Source organism: Nocardia sp. NPDC058518 (assembly GCF_042719655.1).
Taxonomy (GTDB): Bacteria; Actinomycetota; Actinomycetes; order Mycobacteriales; family Mycobacteriaceae; genus Nocardia.
The window spans coordinates 54,320-71,509 of the sequence record NZ_JBHXNJ010000031.1 but is presented as its reverse complement, the minus strand read 5'-3'; the positions used below and the strand labels follow the sequence as shown (position 1 = coordinate 71,509).

At 69.1% G+C, this 17,190-nt stretch carries 19 protein-coding genes; 11 read left to right on the top strand and 8 right to left on the bottom strand.

Annotation, left to right across the window (positions count from 1 at the left end; genetic code table 11):
- Positions 1 to 150: 150 nt before the first annotated feature.
- From trpA to ACFWPX_RS33950, 5 genes are all read right to left on the bottom strand, one after another.
- Positions 151 to 951, bottom strand: a complete 801-nt coding sequence (gene trpA, locus ACFWPX_RS33970) for a tryptophan synthase subunit alpha (RefSeq protein ID WP_378921483.1) — start codon at positions 949 to 951, stop codon at positions 151 to 153.
- Positions 948 to 2,219: a tryptophan synthase subunit beta gene (gene trpB, locus ACFWPX_RS33965; RefSeq protein WP_378932375.1), complete on the bottom strand. Its 1,272-nt coding sequence runs from the start codon at positions 2,217 to 2,219 to the stop codon at positions 948 to 950. The genes trpA and trpB overlap by 4 nt, the downstream gene beginning before the upstream one ends.
- On the bottom strand, positions 2,216 to 3,037 hold the full coding sequence (gene trpC / locus ACFWPX_RS33960) for an indole-3-glycerol phosphate synthase TrpC (RefSeq protein ID WP_378921480.1): 822 nt from the start codon (positions 3,035 to 3,037) through the stop codon (positions 2,216 to 2,218). The genes trpB and trpC overlap by 4 nt, the downstream gene beginning before the upstream one ends.
- 124 nt (positions 3,038 to 3,161) lie before the next feature.
- Positions 3,162 to 3,920: a TIGR02234 family membrane protein gene (locus tag ACFWPX_RS33955; RefSeq protein WP_378932373.1), complete on the bottom strand. Its 759-nt coding sequence runs from the start codon at positions 3,918 to 3,920 to the stop codon at positions 3,162 to 3,164.
- Positions 3,917 to 5,455, bottom strand: a complete 1,539-nt coding sequence (locus tag ACFWPX_RS33950; RefSeq protein WP_378932371.1) for an anthranilate synthase component I — start codon at positions 5,453 to 5,455, stop codon at positions 3,917 to 3,919. The genes ACFWPX_RS33955 and ACFWPX_RS33950 overlap by 4 nt, the downstream gene beginning before the upstream one ends.
- Before the next feature lie 133 nt (positions 5,456 to 5,588).
- Between ACFWPX_RS33950 and ACFWPX_RS33945 the strand changes: the two genes are divergently transcribed.
- From ACFWPX_RS33945 to ACFWPX_RS33930, 4 genes are all read left to right on the top strand, one after another.
- Positions 5,589 to 5,867 (top strand): hypothetical protein, encoded by a 279-nt coding sequence (locus tag ACFWPX_RS33945; protein ID WP_378932369.1) that lies wholly within the window; start codon positions 5,589 to 5,591, stop codon positions 5,865 to 5,867.
- Positions 5,868 to 5,939: 72 nt separating this feature from the next.
- Entirely contained in the window at positions 5,940 to 6,410 is a 471-nt protein-coding gene (locus ACFWPX_RS33940; protein WP_378932367.1) for a peroxiredoxin, read from the top strand.
- Positions 6,411 to 6,477: 67 nt separating this feature from the next.
- The gene (locus ACFWPX_RS33935; RefSeq protein WP_378932364.1) at positions 6,478 to 7,050 is read left to right on the top strand and encodes a permease; all 573 of its coding nucleotides are present in this window, start codon (positions 6,478 to 6,480) and stop codon (positions 7,048 to 7,050) included.
- 144 nt (positions 7,051 to 7,194) lie between these two features.
- Positions 7,195 to 7,662 carry a MarR family winged helix-turn-helix transcriptional regulator gene (locus tag ACFWPX_RS33930; RefSeq protein WP_378921468.1) on the top strand — a complete coding sequence of 156 codons (468 nt, stop codon included), beginning with the start codon at positions 7,195 to 7,197 and terminating at the stop codon, positions 7,660 to 7,662.
- Here the strand turns inward: ACFWPX_RS33930 and hisI are convergent.
- Both hisI and ACFWPX_RS33920 read right to left on the bottom strand, forming a co-directional pair.
- Entirely contained in the window at positions 7,659 to 8,003 is a 345-nt protein-coding gene (gene hisI, locus ACFWPX_RS33925; protein WP_378932362.1) for a phosphoribosyl-AMP cyclohydrolase, read from the bottom strand. The genes ACFWPX_RS33930 and hisI overlap by 4 nt on opposite strands.
- On the bottom strand, positions 8,000 to 9,253 hold the full coding sequence (locus tag ACFWPX_RS33920) for a PucR family transcriptional regulator (protein WP_378932360.1): 1,254 nt from the start codon (positions 9,251 to 9,253) through the stop codon (positions 8,000 to 8,002). Before ACFWPX_RS33920 ends, hisI begins: the two co-directional genes overlap by 4 nt.
- 177 nt (positions 9,254 to 9,430) lie before the next feature.
- On the opposite strand from ACFWPX_RS33920, the gene ACFWPX_RS33915 reads away from it, so the two are divergent.
- The 7 genes from ACFWPX_RS33915 to ACFWPX_RS33885 all read left to right on the top strand — a co-directional run bounded on the left by ACFWPX_RS33915 (position 9,431) and on the right by ACFWPX_RS33885 (position 16,172).
- On the top strand, positions 9,431 to 10,189 hold the full coding sequence (locus tag ACFWPX_RS33915) for an ABC transporter ATP-binding protein (RefSeq protein ID WP_378932358.1): 759 nt from the start codon (positions 9,431 to 9,433) through the stop codon (positions 10,187 to 10,189).
- Entirely contained in the window at positions 10,186 to 10,938 is a 753-nt protein-coding gene (locus ACFWPX_RS33910; protein ID WP_378932356.1) for an ABC transporter ATP-binding protein, read from the top strand. Before ACFWPX_RS33915 ends, ACFWPX_RS33910 begins: the two co-directional genes overlap by 4 nt.
- The gene (locus ACFWPX_RS33905; RefSeq protein WP_378932354.1) at positions 10,935 to 11,813 is read left to right on the top strand and encodes a branched-chain amino acid ABC transporter permease; all 879 of its coding nucleotides are present in this window, start codon (positions 10,935 to 10,937) and stop codon (positions 11,811 to 11,813) included. Before ACFWPX_RS33910 ends, ACFWPX_RS33905 begins: the two co-directional genes overlap by 4 nt.
- 104 nt (positions 11,814 to 11,917) lie before the next feature.
- Complete coding sequence (locus ACFWPX_RS33900; protein WP_378932351.1) at positions 11,918 to 12,862, top strand: branched-chain amino acid ABC transporter permease; 945 nt, start codon at positions 11,918 to 11,920, stop codon at positions 12,860 to 12,862.
- Positions 12,852 to 14,108: an ABC transporter substrate-binding protein gene (locus ACFWPX_RS33895; RefSeq protein ID WP_378932349.1), complete on the top strand. Its 1,257-nt coding sequence runs from the start codon at positions 12,852 to 12,854 to the stop codon at positions 14,106 to 14,108. Before ACFWPX_RS33900 ends, ACFWPX_RS33895 begins: the two co-directional genes overlap by 11 nt.
- Positions 14,109 to 14,184: 76 nt before the next feature.
- A complete protein-coding gene (locus ACFWPX_RS33890; RefSeq protein WP_378932347.1) occupies positions 14,185 to 14,931 on the top strand; it encodes a hypothetical protein in 747 nt (248 codons plus the stop codon).
- A gap of 83 nt (positions 14,932 to 15,014) precedes the next feature.
- Positions 15,015 to 16,172 carry an acyl-CoA dehydrogenase family protein gene (locus ACFWPX_RS33885; protein WP_378932345.1) on the top strand — a complete coding sequence of 386 codons (1,158 nt, stop codon included), beginning with the start codon at positions 15,015 to 15,017 and terminating at the stop codon, positions 16,170 to 16,172.
- 7 nt (positions 16,173 to 16,179) lie between these two features.
- Here the strand turns inward: ACFWPX_RS33885 and ACFWPX_RS33880 are convergent, their stop codons facing one another.
- Complete coding sequence (locus ACFWPX_RS33880; RefSeq protein WP_378932341.1) at positions 16,180 to 17,118, bottom strand: TIGR03564 family F420-dependent LLM class oxidoreductase; 939 nt, start codon at positions 17,116 to 17,118, stop codon at positions 16,180 to 16,182.
- Between the last annotated feature and the right edge of the window lie 72 nt (positions 17,119 to 17,190).

The window sequence follows — 17,190 nt, the reverse complement described above, 5'->3', positions numbered from 1 at the left end:
TGCTCCTTCGTCGCGTACGCAACGGCGTCTAACCGGCGACCCGGCCGCGGACCCGGCCACTTCGTGGCCGCCGCTCCCTAAGGGTCGCGGGTGCGGGGCTGGGAATGCGGTCATGGGGAAGCCCGGGCAGTGCCGGGAGCGGGAGTGCAGTCAGGAGCGAACGGTCGCCGAACGCACACCTTCAGCCAGTTCGGCTGTCAGCGCGCGGACTGCGTCGAGGCCCTCCGGCACGGCCGAGACCAGCGCCGATCCGACGATGACTCCGTCGGCGTACGCGGCGATCTCGGCGGCCTGCGCGCCCGAGCGCACGCCGAGGCCGACGCCGATCGGGATGTCGGAGTGCGCGCGGATTCGCGAGCACAGCGCAGGCGCGGCCGAGGAGACCGCCTCGCGAGCACCGGTCACACCCATGGTCGAGGCCGCGTAGATGAAACCGCGCGAGGCCTCGAGGGTCTTGACCAGACGCTCTTCGGTCGAGGACGGTGCCACCAGGAAGATGCGATCCAGGTTGTGGGTGGCCGAGGCGATGAACCAGTCGTCGGCCTCGTCGGGGATGAGGTTCGGCGTGATGATCCCGGCGCCACCGGCCGCGGCCAGATCGCGGGCGAAGGTGTCGACGCCGTATTGGAGCACCGGGTTCCAGTAGCTCATCACCACGGCCTGACCACCGGCGTCGGAGATCGCCTCGACGACGGAGAACACGTCGCGCACGCGCACCCCACCGCGCAGCGCCTGCTCGGCGGCGGCCTGGATGACCGGGCCGTCCATCACGGGATCGGAGTAGGCGACGCCCACTTCGACGATGTCGCAACCGGATTCGACCAGTGCGCGGCAGGCGGCGATGGATCCGGCGAGGTCGGGATAGCCCGCGGGCAGGTAGCCGATCAGGGCGGCCCGACCTTCGTTACGCGCGGCGGCGAAGGTGTTCGCGAGGCGGGACTGCTGACTCACTGCTTGTTCTCCTCGGCGGCGTCGTCGTCATCGAACAGACCGAACCAGCGGCCCGCGGTGTCCATGTCTTTGTCACCACGACCGGACAGGTTGACCAGGATGACCGCGCCCTCGCCGAGCTCGGAGCCCAGCTTCAGCGCGCCCGCCACGGCGTGCGCGGACTCGATCGCCGGGATGATGCCCTCGGTGCGCGAGAGCAGCAGCAGCGCGTCCATCGCCTCGGTGTCGGTGATCGGCCGGTATTCGGTGCGGCCGATGTCCTTGAGGTGGGCGTGCTCGGGGCCGACGCCCGGGTAGTCCAGACCGGCCGAGATCGAATGCGATTCGATGGTCTGGCCGTCCTCGTCCTGCAGCAGGTACGAGTAGGCGCCCTGGAACGCGCCGGGCGTGCCACCGGTGAAGGTGGCGGCGTGGCGTCCGGTTTCGACGCCGTCACCGGCCGCCTCGAAACCGACCAGGCGCACACCGGCGTCGGGAATGAAGGCGTGGAAGATGCCGATGGCGTTGGAGCCACCACCGACGCAGGCCACGACGGCATCGGGCAGCTTGCCCGCCTGCTCAGGAAGCTGGATCTGCTCGCGCGCTTCCAGGCCGATCACGCGCTGGAAATCTCGAACGAGCAGCGGGAACGGGTGCGGGCCCGCGGCGGTGCCGAAGCAGTAGAACGTGTCGTCGGCGTTGCTGACCCAGTCGCGCAACGCCTCGTTGATCGCGTCCTTGAGGGTCTGCGAACCCGTGGTCACCGGAATCACCTCGGCGCCGAGCAGCCGCATGCGGGCCACGTTGAGCGCCTGGCGGGCGGTGTCGACCGCGCCCATGTAGATCACGCAGTCGAGGCCGAGCAGCGCGCACGCGGTGGCGGTGGCGACGCCGTGCTGACCCGCACCGGTCTCGGCGATGACCCGGCCCTTGCCCATCCGCTTGGCGAGCAACGCCTGGCCGAGCACATTGTTGATCTTGTGCGAGCCGGTGTGGTTGAGGTCCTCGCGCTTGAGGAAGATCCGCGCGCCACCGGCGTGCTCGGCCAGCCTGGTGCATTCGAACACCGGCGAAGGGCGGCCGGTGTAGTCGCGCTGCAACCGGTCGAGCTCGTCGAGGAAGGTGCGGTCGGTGCGGATCTTGTCGTACTCGGCGGTGACCTCTTCGATCACGGCCATCAGCGCCTCGGGGACGTGCCGTCCGCCGTAGACGCCGAAATGGCCGCCCGCGTCGGGTTCGTAGTCGGAGTGCTGCGCGACACCGGCGCTCGCCGGGGGAAGCACCGTCACCGGATGCTCCGCCGGGCAGGCTTCGGGCAGGACGGGTGCGTACCGGCGGTCACCAGCTCGGACACCGCCGATCGCGGGTTACCGCTGGTCACCAGGCCCTCGCCGACGAGCACGGCGTCGGCGCCCGCACCGGCGTAGGCCAGCAGGTCGGCGGTGCCGCGGATGCCGGACTCGGCCACCCGGATGACCTCGGAGGGCAGGCCGGGCGCGATCCGCGCGAACACATCGCGGTCGACTTCGAGGGTCTTGAGGTTGCGCGCGTTGATGCCGATCACCGTCGCACCGGCTTCGAGGGCGCGGTCTGCCTCTTCCTCGGTGTGCACCTCCACCAGGGCGGTCATGCCGAGGGATTCGGTGCGGTCGATCAGCGAGGCCAGCACGTCCTGTTCGAGCGCGGCCACGATCAGCAGGATCACGTCGGCGCCGTGGGCACGGGCCTCGTGGATCTGGTACGGGCCGACGACGAAGTCCTTGCGCAGCACCGGGATGTTCACGGCGGCGCGCACGGCATCGAGATCGTCGAGCGATCCGCCGAAGCGGCGGCCCTCGGTGAGCACGCTGATGATGCGCGCGCCACCGTCTTCGTAGGCCTTGGCCAGCACGGCGGGATCGGGGATGTCGGCCAGCGCACCCTTGGAGGGGCTGGCGCGCTTCACCTCGGCGATGACACCGATTCCGTCCTCGTGCAGCGCGGCGTATGCATCCAGCGGTCCCTTGACCGCGGCGGCAGCAGCTTTGATCGCTTGAAAATCGAGGAGGGCTTCGCGAGCGGCAACATCCGCCCGGACCCCGTCGAGAATCGAGTCGAGTACCGTCATCTGGCTCGAATCCTTTCTGGGGAGACGCACTTCTCGCCCGAGAGTCCCCTCAGGCGCTGTCTCACCGATGCTGGTAAAGAATAAATGCCCGCCGCGCGTGTCACTGCGGCGGGGGTGCTGCCGGTCACTTGTTCTCCTCGACCGGACCGTGGCCGGTGCCGGGGGTATCGGAGGTGTCGGTCGGGTCGGTACCCGCGTCGAGCGCGTCCCACAGCACCCGGTCCGACAGTGGCGCCGCGGTTCCGGTCTCCGCGTTCTGTTTGTTCACCGCGGCGCTGGCATCGGCACGGCGGAACACCGGGTTGTCGTATTTGCCGGAGAGCTCGGCGCGTTCGCCGGTTCGGCGGGTGAGCAGGATGCCAGCGGCCAGTGCCAGGATAGCGGCGAGGATCGACAGGATCGCCGGTCCCAGGTGCGTGTCGGCGCCGCTGACGACCGCGCGCACCGGCAGTTCGGCCAGGGTGCCCGCACGGTCGGCGGTGTTGCCCGCCCCGACGGCCAGCGCGAAGCCCGGCACCGCGGCGGCCGCCGCGACCACCGAGATCACCACCCCGAGCAGCTGACGCAGCACGCCCTTGACCGCGAACACCGCCGCGATCGAGGCGACCAGCACCAGGGCGAGCGGGGTGAGCGCGCCGAACCACACGCCACCGTTGAGGTCGTCGGTGCGCGGTTCGGTGAGGCCGTCGGCCGAGTGCACCGTCACCCATGTCATCCGCGAGGCCGCCCACAGCCCCGCCGCGGCCAGCGCGAGCAGCACGACCGGAACTATCGGTTTGGCCGCCTGAGCGGGCGTCCCAGCCGTGGTGTCCGGCGCGGTCGGCCCGTCGACGTCCGCCGGGGCGGGGTTACCGGTGTCGTCTTCGCCGGGCGTGGCCGTCATAGATCCCCGCCTTCGTAGGTGCGCAGGGTCTGTGCCGCCGCGATCGCCTTGAGTACCGCCATGGCCTTGTTGCGGGCCTCGGTGTCCTCGTAGACCGGATCGGAGTCGGCGACCACGCCCGCGCCCGCCTGCACATAGGCGGTGCCGTTTTTGAGCAGGGCGGTACGGATGGCGATGGCGGTGTCGGCGTCACCGGCGAAGTCGAGGTAGCCGACCACGCCGCCGTAGACGCCGCGCCGGGTCGGTTCCAGCTCCTCGATCAGCTCCATCGCCCGCACCTTCGGCGCACCGGACAGGGTGCCCGCCGGGAAGCAGGCCCGCACCGCGTCGAGCGCGACTTTGCCGTCGGCGAGCTGGCCGGACACCGTCGAGACCAGGTGCATCACGTGGCTGTACCGCTCGACGTGGCGGTACTGGGTGACCTTGACCGTGCCGGGACGACAGACCCGGCCCAGGTCGTTGCGGCCGAGGTCGACGAGCATCAGGTGCTCGGCGTTCTCCTTCTCGTCGGCGAGGAGGTCCTTCTCGAGCAGGATGTCGTCCTCGGCGCTGTCGCCGCGCCAGCGGGTGCCCGCGATCGGATGCGTCGTCGCCACCCCGTCTTTCACGGTGACCAGCGATTCGGGACTCGAGCCGACGATGGAGAACGCGGTGCCACCCTCATCGTCGGGGATGTGCATCAGATACATGTACGGGCTCGGGTTCGAGGCCCGCAGCATCCGGTAGACCGCGAGCGGGGAACCGGTGTAGTCCATTTCGAAGCGCTGCGAGAGCACCACCTGGAACGCCTCGCCCGCCTCGATCTCCTTGATCAGGCGGCGCACGCCCGCACCGAATTCCTCGGTGGTGCGCCTGCGCAGGAACTGCGGTTCGGGCCGGTCGAAGACCGACACCGTCGAGGTCGCGGGTGCGGCCAGCGCGGCGGTCATCCGGTCGAGCCGGGCGACGGCGTCGTCGTAGGCGGCGTCGACCCTGGAGTCGGTGCCGTCCCAGTTCACCGCGTTGGCGATGAGGGTGATCGCGCCCTCGTGGTGGTCGAACGCGGCCAGATCGGTGGCCAGCATCAGCACCAGCTCGGGCAGCCGCAGATCGTCGGCGGCCAGCTCGGGCAGCCGTTCGATCCGGCGCACCGCGTCGTAGCCGAGATAGCCGACCATGCCACCGGTGAGCGGCGGCAGACCGGGCAGCCGTTCGGTGCGCAGCAGTTCGAGCGTCTCGTGCAGCACGCGCAGCGGGTCACCGCCGCTGGGTGCGTCGGCGGGCACCGTGCCGAGCCAGGTGGCTTCGCCGTCGACGACGGTCAGCGCCGACGGGCTACCCGCGCCGATGAACGACCAGCGCGACCAGGAGCGCCCGTTCTCCGCGGATTCGAACAGGAAGGTGCCCGGCCGGTCGCCTGCCAGTTTGGAATAGGCCGAGAGCGGAGTTTCGGAGTCCGCCAGCACCTTTCGGGTCACCGGGACGACCCGGTGCTCGGCGGCGAGCAGCCGGAACTGTTCGCGGGTCGTGGTGGTTGGTGTCGACGCGCCCTGCATTCGCCCATCATCCCAGGCGCGCCGCCGACGACGCGCGCGGACCCGACCCCGCGCCGAATCGGGCGGTGACCGGCATCACTACACTCGCGCGGGTTCCACGTCGCATGCGGTAATCCCCTTTCCGAGAGGAGCAATGTTGTACCCCTCGCACCAGGGCGCACAGGACGGCCGGCTGGCCATCCCGTCGCAGCAGCACCACGGTCCCGGCCAGCAGGCGGTGACGGCGAACGCGATCCATTCGTTCGTCACCTATGCCAAGGCCATCCAGGACCTCGACAAGAAGAACTTCCCCGACGAGTACGCCGGGCACAGCGACCGCATCCGCGAGCTGGAACCGCTGCTGCGCGCGCACGGCATCCTCGACGTGATGCAGATCCGCAACCCCGACGTCGCGGCGCTGCTCGGGCAATAGGCCCCGCAGATCCCCGTTCGCGGCGCGAACGGGGATCTTCCTAACTCGGCCACCGGTAGTTACTGTCTGGGCATGCAGCCAGGCCAGCGCGCTCCGCAGTTCGAGCTCCCCGATCAGTCCGCCCAGCTCCGCTCGCTCGACGGCTTGCTCGCCGACGGCCCGCTGGTGCTGTTCTTCTACCCCGCCGCCAATACCCCCGTGTGCACCGCCGAGGCCTGCCACTTCCGCGATCTGAGCGGCGAATTCGCCGCGCTGGGCGCCTCGTGCGTCGGCATCAGCACCGACAGCACCGAGGTGCAGGCGGGCTTCGCCACCAAGCAGCGCCTGGACTACCCCGTGCTGTCCGACAGCGACGGCGCGGTGGCCGCCGAATTCGGCGTGAAGCGTGGACTGCTCGGCAAGCTCGCCCCGGTCAAACGGCACACCTTCGTCATCGACACCGACCGCACGATCCTGAAGATCATCACCGGCGAACTGCGGGCGGCCGTCCATGCCGACGAAGCACTCGCCTTCCTGCGCGAACGCAGCACCACCCCGGAGTAGTACCGACCGAAGAATCGCCGGGCGCCGGATCGACGCCCGGCGACCCCGACGCACTTACGCTGGGCAGATGACAACCGGCGAGGTGCAGTCGAGCGGTCAGAAATCCACCGCCGTCCTATGGCGTAACCGGGCGATCATGGCGCTCGCCACGCTGGTGGTGCTGGTGATCGCCTACTTCATCCTGTCCTCGTTCATCCCCCGATGGTGGGCACAGCGGCTGGCCAACATCGTGCACGGCAGTTTCAGCTCGGGTATCTGGTGGGGTCTGGTGTACGGATTCCTGTTCACCCTGCTGCCCCTGCTGCTGCTGGTCTTCGCGGTGCGGGTCTGGAAGCGCAAGGGCGGCAAGTTCATCGCGGGCGCGGCGGTGATCGTCGCCCTGGCTTGCTCGCTGCCGAATCTGATGACCTTGACGATCGTGCTCGGTGGCAACAATGCCGCACACGCCGGCCAACGCATTCTCGATGTCGACGCGCCGGCCTTCCGCGGCGCCTGCCTGGTCGGCGCCATCATCGCGGCGGTGGTGTTCGCACTGGTGCTCGCGCTGATGGGCAAGCGTGGACTCAACCGTCACAAGGCTGCCAAGGCCGCGGCACGCCCGCCAGAGCCCACCATGCCGCCGATGACCGGCGACTGGTAGCCGTTATCGGCGACCTCGCGGTGATGTGAGTGACCTCACGACCACCGCCATCTCGCGGACGCCACAGCGACGTCGTGGCAAACTCTTTCTCGTGCGCGCCTCACTCCACCATGTCCGCCGTCCGGCCGCGAGGCAGTACCGGCGATGACTCAGTGGCTCGACCCCGTCGAACAGCGCGCGTGGCAGGCGATCGTCGCGCTCATGACCCGGATTCCCGGCGCATTGGACACACGATTGCAACGTGAGTCCGGGCTTACCCATTTCGAGTTCCGGGTACTCAGCCTGCTCTCGGAGGAGGCGGGCCATCGCCTGCAATTGAGTGATCTCGCCCACAAGGCAAATGCGTCGCTATCGCGACTGTCACATGTGGTGTCGAAACTGGAACGCCTCGGCTGGGCGCGACGCGACACCACCGCGGGCAGACGCGGGGTGTACGCGGTACTCACCGACGCGGGTTTCGAGAAGGTGATCGAAGCCGCACCCGGCTATGTGGATGCCGTACGCAGGCTCGTTCTCGACGGTCTCACCGACAAGCAGACCGCGCAACTGGCAGTGCTCGGGGAAACGCTGTCCGACCGGCTGAATCGAATTCTCGCCGAAGACGGCGACTAGTCCGCGGCGAGCAGTACGTCGGTATCGAAGCAGGTGTGGGTGCCGGTGTGGCAGGCCGCGCCTTCCTGATCGACGATCAGCAGCAGCGTGTCGCCGTCGCAATCCAGACGCACCTCGTGCACGTACTGGGTGTGCCCGGAGGTCTCGCCCTTGACCCAGTACTGCTGACGCGAGCGCGAATAGTAGGTCGCCTGACGGGTTTCCAGCGTGCGGGCCAGCGCCTCATCGTCCATCCACGCCATCATCAGCACGTCCCCGGTCGCCTTTTCCTGCGCGATCGCGGCGATCAGTCCGTCCTCGGTGCGCTTGAGGCGGGCGGCGACGGCAGGGTCCAGGCTCATGCCTCGTTTATAACAGCAGCCAGTTCGATGGCCACCAGCAGTTCGACGAGGTCGTTCACGCTGCGCACATTCCGGCCGGTGAGCTCCTGGATGCGGCCCAGCCGGTACTTGGCCGTATTGAGGTGGATGTGGAGAGTGTCGGCGGCTTCGCGCAGATTCATGTCGGCGGCGGCGAACGCGCGGATCGTCTCGGCCAGCGTCCCGCCGCGAACCCGGTCCTCGGCCAGTGCGCTGCCGATGCGCGGATCGACCAGCTGACGGGTGGTGTCATCGGCCCGCAAGAGCAAGTACTTGAACGGGGTGAGCTGCGGTAACGCGAGCACCCCGCCGCCTTCGGGCAGGAGCGCGAGCGCGGCCTGCGCCTGCCGGTAGGCACGCGGAATCTGGGCGACCTCGGTCACCGCGGTACTCACCCCGATGGCCAGCGTGATGCCCTCGGCGCCCAGTTCGTCCTGCAGCGCGCGCAGCCGCTCACACAGTCCGTCGGCCGCGCCACCGCTACCGAGCGCGGGCACCGCGACGATCTCGGATCCGCGCACCGCCGACAGTGTCCGCAATCCGTTGACCGTGCACCGCGCCAGCGCCGCGGACACCAATTGCCTTGCCTGAACCAGCCTTTCGGACGAGTCCTCGCCACGCTCGGCTCGATCGAGCACCACCGCGGTGACCACCACCACCGGCGCGGTGCGTTCGGCCCCGATGCCGTGCGCGGTGGCCACCGACAGGTGCGGCCCGCTCGCGGGCAGCGTGCCGTCGAGCAGCGCGTCCATCAGGGCCTGCGAGTCCCGCCCGGATTCATCGGCCACGTACTGCTGGAATTCCAGATACGCGTCGGTGGCCTGGGTACTGATCAGATCGGTGTAGCGCGCCAGCGGCCCCGCCAGCGACAGCACCGCCGCGCGCCCGGCTTCGGAATCGCCCGCGTGCGCGAGCAGCGTTTTCCAGATGGCGCGCTGGCCGAGGCGGAACGCGGCGATGTAGTCGACCAGCGGCAGCCCGGTGCGGGCCCGTCGCGCCGCCGCCTGCCGGGCGTAGGCGACATCGGCCGGGCAGACACGGCGGTGCTCGAGCAGCGCACCGAGCCCGGTGCGGCTGAGCCGGGCGAGCTGATCGTGCACATCGTCGAGGACGCCGGGGGCCGCGGTGGCGTATCCGGGCAGCTCGTCGCGGATCTTGGCCATCACGTCGTCGGCGATCTCGTCGGCGTGGTCATAGGCGCAGCTCGCTATCCGCTGACGCTCGGCCTGCACCTGATCAGATTCGGTCGAAACGGCTAAACGTGATCCAGCTGACATGTTCGGGGAGTGTGCATGGGGCCGGGCACAGTGTCAACCACGTCACACTGTCCGCAGCGGACGAGCACCGGGCGAGTTCTTGGTCCGCAACGTCCGATGTGGGCTCCGACCTGCGGTCTTAGTGTTCGTCGCATGCTCGAGATAACCAACCTGACGGTGCGCTTCGGCGGCATCACCGCCCTGCAGGACGTCGGGTTCACGGTCGCCCCCGGCGAGATGGTCGGCCTGATCGGACCCAACGGCGCGGGCAAGACCACCCTGTTCAACTGCATGACGCGGCGCAACCGGCTCACGTCGGGCACGATGCGTTACCTCGACACCGATCTGTCGACGGTGCGTCCCGACGCGCTCGCCGAGCTCGGCATCGCCCGCACCTTCCAGGACCTCGGCCTGTTCCCCCGCCTCTCGGTGCGCGAGAACGTCCTCGTCGGCGCGCACCACCGGGCCTGCGCGGGCTTCGTATCAGCCGGACTGCGATTGCCGAAGGTGCGCAAGGAGGAAAAGATCCTGCGCGCCGAAGCCGACGCGCTGCTCGAACGCCTCGACTTGACCGCGGTCGCCGACCACCCGGCCGCCGGCCTGCCGTTCGGCACCCTCAAACGCATCGAACTCGCCCGAGCGCTGGCGGTGCAGCCGCGACTGCTGCTGCTCGACGAACCGGTGAACGGCCTGAACCACGGGGAAGTGGACGAATTCGCCGAGCGGCTGCGCGCCCTGCAGGCCGACCTGGCACTGACCGTGATCGTCGTCGAACACCACATGGGTTTCGTGATGGGCACCTGTGATCGGGTGATCTGCCTCGAGTTCGGCCAGGTGATCGCCGAGGGCGAACCCGAAGCGGTACAGCAGGATCCGGCCGTCATCCGCGCCTACCTGGGAGCGTCGGTATGAGCGAGCACTGGCCGACGACGGGCGCCGGCGATTTCTTGACGATCGCCGACCTGCATGCCGGTTACGGTGCGGCGAAAGTCCTTCACGGCGTGAGCTTTTCGGTCGAGCGGGGCACCGTGTGCGCGATCCTCGGCCCCAACGGCGCGGGCAAGACCACCCTGCTGCGCGCCCTGTGCGGGATGATCAAGGTTCGCGGCAGTCTGCTGCTCGACGGTGACGAAGTATCCGGTCGCGCACCGGAATCGATGGCGCGCCTCGGTGTCGCCCATGTTCCGGAGGGACGCGGCACCTTCGCCCCGCTCACCGTCGAAGAGAACCTGCGCCTCGGCGCCTACCCCCGCCGTGACCGCGCCGCCGTCGACACCGACCTGCGCCGCGTCTACGACTACTTCCCGATCCTGCGCGACAAACAGCGCGACGCCGCGGGCGGCCTGTCCGGCGGTCAGCAGCAGATGCTCGCCATCGGCCGGGCCCTGATGCTGCGGCCACGTCTGCTGCTGCTCGACGAACCCTCGCTCGGCCTCTCACCGCTGGTCACCCAGGAGTTGTTCGGGATCGTCGCCACCATCAACGAAGAGGAACGCACCACGGTGATCGTCGTCGAACAAAACGCCCACCTGGCGCTCAATGTTGCCCAGCAGGCGCACGTCCTGGAAACCGGACGCATCGTCTTGTCGGGCACCGCCGAGCAGATCAGGGCCGATGAGCAGGTCACTCGCTCCTACCTGGGATATCGGGTGCAGCCGTGATCGAATTCCTGCAGCAACTCGTCGAGGGACTCTCCGCGGGCGCCATCTACGCGGGCCTCGCGCTGGCCCTGGTACTCATCTACCGGTTCACCGGGATCGTCAACTTCGCCCAGGGCGAGCTGGCCATGTTCTCGGCGTTCCTGGCCTGGCAGTTTAGCCAGACCATGCCGTTCTGGGCGGCGCTGATCCTCACCCTGGCGATCTCGTTCGTCGCGGGCATGGTGATCGAACGGGTGGTGATCCGCCCGGTCGAGGGCGCGCCCGAGATCACCCTGGTGATCGTCACCGTCGGACTGTTCTTCACCATCCACGCGGTGGCCGGCTGGATCTGGTCCTACCAGGTGAAGTCGTTCCCGAATCCCTTCCCCGAGGGCGCGTTACGCGGGGGCGGGATCAGCGTCGGCTACGGCAGCCTCGGCATTCTCGGCGTGGTGGCCGTGGTGATGACCCTGCTGTATCTGCTGTTCCGCTACACCAAGATCGGACTCGCGATGCGGGCGGTGGCGTGTAATCCGGCCTCGGCCAGGCTCGTCGGGATCCGGGTCGGCACCGTCCTCGCGCTCGGCTGGGGCTTGGCCGCGCTGGTCGGGTCGGTGTCGGGTGTGCTGTCGGCGCCGCTGCTGTTCCTCGAACCCAACATGATGGGCGGCGTCCTCATCTACGCCTTCGCCGCGGCCACCCTGGGCGGGTTCGACTCCCCCGGCGGCGCGGTGGCGGGCGGTCTGATCGTCGGCATCGCCGAAACCCTCACCGGCGCTTATGTCGACGCGATCGGCACCGAACTCAAGATCGGTGTGCCGCTGGTGATCATCCTGGGCGTGCTGTTGCTGCGCCCGCAAGGTCTGTTCGGACACGCGGCGGTGGAACGGGTATGAGCGAAGTGCATCTCTCCGATACGACGGTGACGGCCACCTCTGCTGTCCCACAAACGAACTCTGTCCCGCGCAGGACGAGGACTGTCCGATGGCCATTGCTCGCGATGGCAGCGCTGCTGGTGCTCGCCTGCGCGGCCCTTTTCCAGCTGGTGCCCTTCCACACCTTCCAGCTGGCCATGGCGATGATCTACGCGGTCACCCTGCTCGGGCTCAACCTGCTGGTCGGCCACACCGGCCAGATCTCGCTCGGCCACGGCGCCTTCTTCGCCGTCGGCGCCTACACCGCCGCGATCGCGATGGAGCACTGGGACACACCGTATTTCGCCACCGTCCCGATCGCCGCGGCCGTCACCTTCGTCCTCGGTTTCGCACTCGGTGTCCCGGCGCTGCGGCTGCGCGGGCTGTACCTGGCACTGGTCACTCTCGCCATCGCGATCTTCCTGGTGCCGCTGCTCAAGCGGTTCGACGGCCTGACCGGTGGCTCGATGGGACTCGTCGTCGACAAGCCGGTGCCGCCCGCGTGGACCGGGCTGGCCGAGGATCAGTGGCTGTACTTCCTGGCGCTGGCCACCACCGTGGTGAGCTTCGTCCTGGTGGCGGGCATGCTGCGCTCCCGGGTCGGGCGCGCGCTGCACGCGGTCCGCGACAACGAGATCGCCGCCGAGGTGCTCGGGGTGAATCTGGCGCACTACAAGACGCTCGCCTTCGCCTGGAGTGCCCTGCTGGCCGGTGTCGCAGGCTGTGTCTACACCTGGGTGATCGCGTTCGTCTCGCCCGACTCCTTCGCGCTGACGCTGTCGATCACGCTGCTGGCCGGGCTGGTCGTCGGCGGGCTCGGCACCACCTGGGGCCCGCTGCTTGGCGGACTGTTCGTGATGTTCGTGCCCAGTTTCGCCCAGGACGTCAACCAAGCCGCACCCGGCGTCATCTTCGGACTGCTGATCATCGCGGTCATGTACCTCGCGCCGAAGGGATTGGCCGGCCTGGTCACCCAGTGGACGCAATGGCTCGGACATCGTGTCCGGAAAGGGAAAACTCATGCGCACTAGGGCAATCCGCACCATCGGTGTGACGGCCGCGCTACTCGCGACGCTCACCGCGTGTGGCGGTCGTGGCGAGGAGACCGGCACCGTCGGGCTCGGCGACTGCAAGGGTCAGCAGACCACCGGTATCACCGACAGCACCATCAAACTGGGCGGGGCGTACCCGCTGTCGGGCCCGGCCTCGGCCTACAGCGAGGTGCCGAAGGGCATCAGGGCCTACTTCGACTACATCAACGCCGAGCAGGGCGGCATCGACGGACGCAAAGTCGAGTACGTAGTACGCGACGATGGCTACCAGCCGCCCAAGACGGTCGAGGAGACCCGCCGGCTGGTCGAGCAGGACCAGGTGTTCGCGGTCTTCCAGACTCTGGGCACGGCAACCTCTTCGGCGGTGGCCGACTACCTCAACCAGCGCAAGGTGCCGCAGATCTTCGTGGCCACCGGGGCGAACAAATTCGGTTCCGGCACCGAGCACCCGTGGACCATCGGCTGGCAGCCCAGCTACCGCACCGAGGGTCTGGCCTACGCGCAGTACGTGAAGGCGCAGCGGCCGAACGCGACCGTGGCGGTGCTCTACCAGAACGACGACTTCGGCAAGGACCTGCTCGGGGCGTTCACCGAGGGCGTCGCGGGCAGCGGGGTGAAGGTGATCGCCGAGCAGAGCTTCGAGGTCACCGACCCCACCGTCGACGCCCAGGTCCGCAACCTGGCCAATTCGAAAGCCGATGTGCTGCTGAACTTCTCGACGCCGAAGTTCGCCTCGCAGGCGCTGGCCGCCGATGTGCGCAACACCGACTGGAATCCGTTGCACGTGCTCGCCGTGGTCTCCAACACCATGGCCACCCTGCGCCCGGTCGGGCTGGCCAACGTCCAGGGCACGGTGACCGCGGCGTTCCTCAAGGACGCCGCCGACCCGCGCTGGGCCGCTGACGCGGGCATGCAGAACTACCGGTCCAAGCTGACCCAGTATGCCCCCGGCGCCGATCCCGAGAACCAGCACGCCATGGCCGGATGGACGATGGCCGAGAGCTTCCGCAAGACCATGGAAGCGGCGAAGTGCCCGACCCGCGAGGGCCTGCGGGACGCGATGCGCTCACTGGACAACGTCTCCGCCGACCTCATGCTGCCCGGTATCTCCATGAAAACCGGTGCGGGCGACGGCTATCCACTCGAGGCCGTCGGCATCCAGACCTTCGTCGGCGAGCACTGGTCGCTGTCCGACGGCGGCCTGATCGACACCACCGGCAAATAGCCGCTCCCCCTCGTTGCGCAGCGCATCCCAGCGTGCGCGGCCCGTCAGAAATACCCCCGATCGATGAGGATCACAGATGAAGATGTCAACTACCCTGGCCACCGCGGCCATGACCGCGCTCGCCCTGTGCGTGGGTACCGGGACCGGCAACGCCGATCCCGCACCGCAGACCGAGGTGCGCTACGAGGTCAGTAGGCAGGGTGACTCCGCGGTGCTGTCCACCGACGGCAAACTGCAGGTCGTCGACGGCCAGCTGGTGCTCACCACCGGCGCCGACACCCCGGTCGCCGCGCTGCCGCTGACCTACCGCATGGACGACAAGGTGTTCCCGATCGCCGCCACCATCGACGGCGGCACCGCGACCCTGACGCCGTCGCGGGAGGGCGGCGCCCCGGTGGCCGCGGCCACGAACGTGATCACCCAGGACGTGGCGGCGCAGCAGATCGCCGAGTCCTTCACCCCGCGTGATCAAGCCGCGCTCGGCGTGCTCAGCCAGCGCCTCGGCGTCGGTGGCGCGGTGGCCGCCATCGTCGGTGCGGTGGTCGGCGGCGGTGTCGGCTGCCTGGTCGGCGGTGCCGCGGGTGCGGCCATCGCCAGCCCGGTGATCGTGCTGCTCGTGCCGTGGGTCGGTGCCACGGTGGCCGGTTGTGTGCTCGGCGCGGCCACGCTCGGCGCGGTCGGCACGATGCTCGGCCTGGTCACCGTCGGTGGTCCGCTGGCGGTCTTCTCGGCCTACCAGTACTTCTCGACCATTCTCGCGCCGTGCCCGGCCGAGCTCGGCGCCTACTGCAAGGACCCCGCGGTTCCCACCCCGCCCAAGTAGTCTCCCCCGCCGTCTCGCCGGTCCGCCCGATCAACTCCTCGGGCGGGCCGGCTCGTGGCCGTTCGCGGCCGGTAAGGAATCCCATGCGCAGAACAGTTTTCGATGCCGAGCACCGCACCTTCCGGGCGACGATGCGCGCGTTCATCGACGCCGAAGTCGTGCCGAGTTTCGGCAAGTGGTACGACGACGGGCTGGTGCCGCGCGAATTCTATTACCGGCTGGGCGAACTCGGGGTCCTCGGCATGGAGGTGCCGGTCGAGCACGGCGGCTCCGGCCTCGAGTCGTTCCGGTACCGCGCGGTGCTCGCCGAGGAGATCGCCCGCGCCGCGGTGTCTTTCGGCGGCTCCAGCGCGCACGTGTCCCGCTGCCTGCCCCTGATCACCGACTTGGCGACCGCCGAACAGCGGCAGCGCTGGCTGCCGGGATTCGTCACCGGCGAAACGATGTTCGCGCTCGCGGTCGCCGAACCGGGTACCGGCACGGAACCCGGTGGGATGCGTACCACCGCGCCGTTGTCGCTGGACGGCACGGAATACCTGCTCAACGGTTCGAAGACGTTCGTCACCGGCGGTGTGCACGCCGACCGCGTCATCGTGTGCGCGCGCACCGCACCCCCGCACGCCGACGATCCGACCTACGGCCTTTCCCTGCTGGTGGTCGATGCCGCCGCCCCCGGCTACCGGGTCGGTCGCGCACTCGACACCCTCGGCCGAAAGGTCTCCGACACAGCCGAACTCACCTTCACCGATGTGCGGGTGCCGGTGGCCGATCGGCTCGGCGACGCTCACCGCGCCCAGTCCCATCTCGCCGCGCAGCTGCCACGCGAACGTCTGACCATCGCCGTCGGCGCCCACGCGCAAGCCAAGGCCGCGGTTCGTTTCGCGTACCGCTTCACCGCCGAGCGCACCGCGTTCGCGCACTCGGTGGCGAGCTTCCAGAACACCACGTTCGAGCTGGCCGCCTGTCGCGCCGAGGTCGATGCCGTCGAGGCCGTCGTCGACCGTGCGCTGGCCGCCCACGACCGCGGCGACCTGACCCCCGCCGACGCGGCCTCGGCCAAATTGTTCTGCACCGAGTCGGCGGGCCGGGTGATCGACCGCTGCCTCCAACTGCACGGCGGCATCGGCTATCTCGCGGACTCCCCCATCGCCCGCCTCTACGCCGACCACCGGATCGACCGCATCATGGGCGGCACCAGCGATGTCCTTCGCACCGTCATCGCCGCCGAGATGGGGCTGTGACGGCGGGTCAGCGGGCGCGGTTCAGCTCACCGAGCAGCCGCCAGGTGCGCTGCTGGTCTTCGGGCGTGGTCAGGTCGGTCTGGGAGAACACCACGTCGGTGGCGCCGGCGGCGAAATAGTCGGCCACTCGTGCCGCGACCGTCTCCTCGTCGCCGATCACCACCAATTCGGCTGCCCGCTGGGCACCCGAGAGCTCCACCACTCGCTGATACGACGGGATCGTGTCGTAGAAGGCGGTTTTCGCCTCGGCGATGCTCCGCGCCTCGGCGATGTCGTCGGTCACGACACCGGGGACCATCGCGACGATGCGGGGACGTGGCCTGCCCGCGTCCGCCGCGGCGGCGGTCAAGGGCGCGACGATGTGCTCGGCGAGCGCCTCGGGGCCGACGAGGAAGGGCAGTGTGCCGTCGGCCAGTTCACCGGTGGCCCGCAGCGCCTGCGGCCCCATGGCCGCGACCAGCACCGGCACCGTCGGATCGGCACCCGCGACGGCCGCGGGCATCGGACTGGCGGCGGTCACTGTCTCACCGCGGAAGTCGACCTCACCGGTATCGAGAATCGACCGCAGCGCCGTGAGGAACTCGCGCAACCGGACGGCAGGCCGGTCGAACGGCCCGCCGAAGGCGCGTTCGGACAGCGACCGAGCGCCCAGGCCCAACCCGAGAACGAACCGTCCGCCGGTCGCCGCCTGCGCGGTCTGCGCCTGACTCGCCACCAGCAGAGGATGCCTGCCCGGCACCGGGACGACCGAAGTTCCCACTTCGATCCCCGGCACCGCCCGACCGATCAACGCCGCCAGCACGATCGAGTCGGTGCTGAAGGTCTGCCCCAACCAGACCGAACTCAGCCCGACCTCAGCGGCCACGCGGCCCAGGTCGACGGCCGCGTCCACGGCATTGGCGGATTGGTCGAGGGCGAACGGGGACAACGCGATTCCGATGCTCATCCCGCTGTCAACACCGGCATCGCCGGAATTCATCGCGATCGGCGCACGGTGATTCGATCGTCCGCGTACCGG

Coding starts and splice junctions, on each gene's coding strand:
- trpC (WP_378921480.1), bottom strand. CDS start 3,037: ATGACGGTACTCGACTCGATTCTCGACGGGGTCCGGGCGGATGTTGCC.
- ACFWPX_RS33955 (WP_378932373.1), bottom strand. CDS start 3,920: ATGACGGCCACGCCCGGCGAAGACGACACCGGTAACCCCGCCCCGGCG.
- ACFWPX_RS33950 (WP_378932371.1), bottom strand. CDS start 5,455: ATGCAGGGCGCGTCGACACCAACCACCACGACCCGCGAACAGTTCCGG.
- ACFWPX_RS33945 (WP_378932369.1), top strand. CDS start 5,589: ATGTTGTACCCCTCGCACCAGGGCGCACAGGACGGCCGGCTGGCCATC.
- ACFWPX_RS33940 (WP_378932367.1), top strand. CDS start 5,940: ATGCAGCCAGGCCAGCGCGCTCCGCAGTTCGAGCTCCCCGATCAGTCC.
- ACFWPX_RS33935 (WP_378932364.1), top strand. CDS start 6,478: ATGACAACCGGCGAGGTGCAGTCGAGCGGTCAGAAATCCACCGCCGTC.
- ACFWPX_RS33930 (WP_378921468.1), top strand. CDS start 7,195: ATGACTCAGTGGCTCGACCCCGTCGAACAGCGCGCGTGGCAGGCGATC.
- hisI (WP_378932362.1), bottom strand. CDS start 8,003: ATGAGCCTGGACCCTGCCGTCGCCGCCCGCCTCAAGCGCACCGAGGAC.
- ACFWPX_RS33915 (WP_378932358.1), top strand. CDS start 9,431: ATGCTCGAGATAACCAACCTGACGGTGCGCTTCGGCGGCATCACCGCC.
- ACFWPX_RS33910 (WP_378932356.1), top strand. CDS start 10,186: ATGAGCGAGCACTGGCCGACGACGGGCGCCGGCGATTTCTTGACGATC.
- ACFWPX_RS33900 (WP_378932351.1), top strand. CDS start 11,918: ATGGCAGCGCTGCTGGTGCTCGCCTGCGCGGCCCTTTTCCAGCTGGTG.
- ACFWPX_RS33895 (WP_378932349.1), top strand. CDS start 12,852: ATGCGCACTAGGGCAATCCGCACCATCGGTGTGACGGCCGCGCTACTC.
- ACFWPX_RS33890 (WP_378932347.1), top strand. CDS start 14,185: ATGAAGATGTCAACTACCCTGGCCACCGCGGCCATGACCGCGCTCGCC.
- ACFWPX_RS33885 (WP_378932345.1), top strand. CDS start 15,015: ATGCGCAGAACAGTTTTCGATGCCGAGCACCGCACCTTCCGGGCGACG.
- ACFWPX_RS33880 (WP_378932341.1), bottom strand. CDS start 17,118: ATGAGCATCGGAATCGCGTTGTCCCCGTTCGCCCTCGACCAATCCGCC.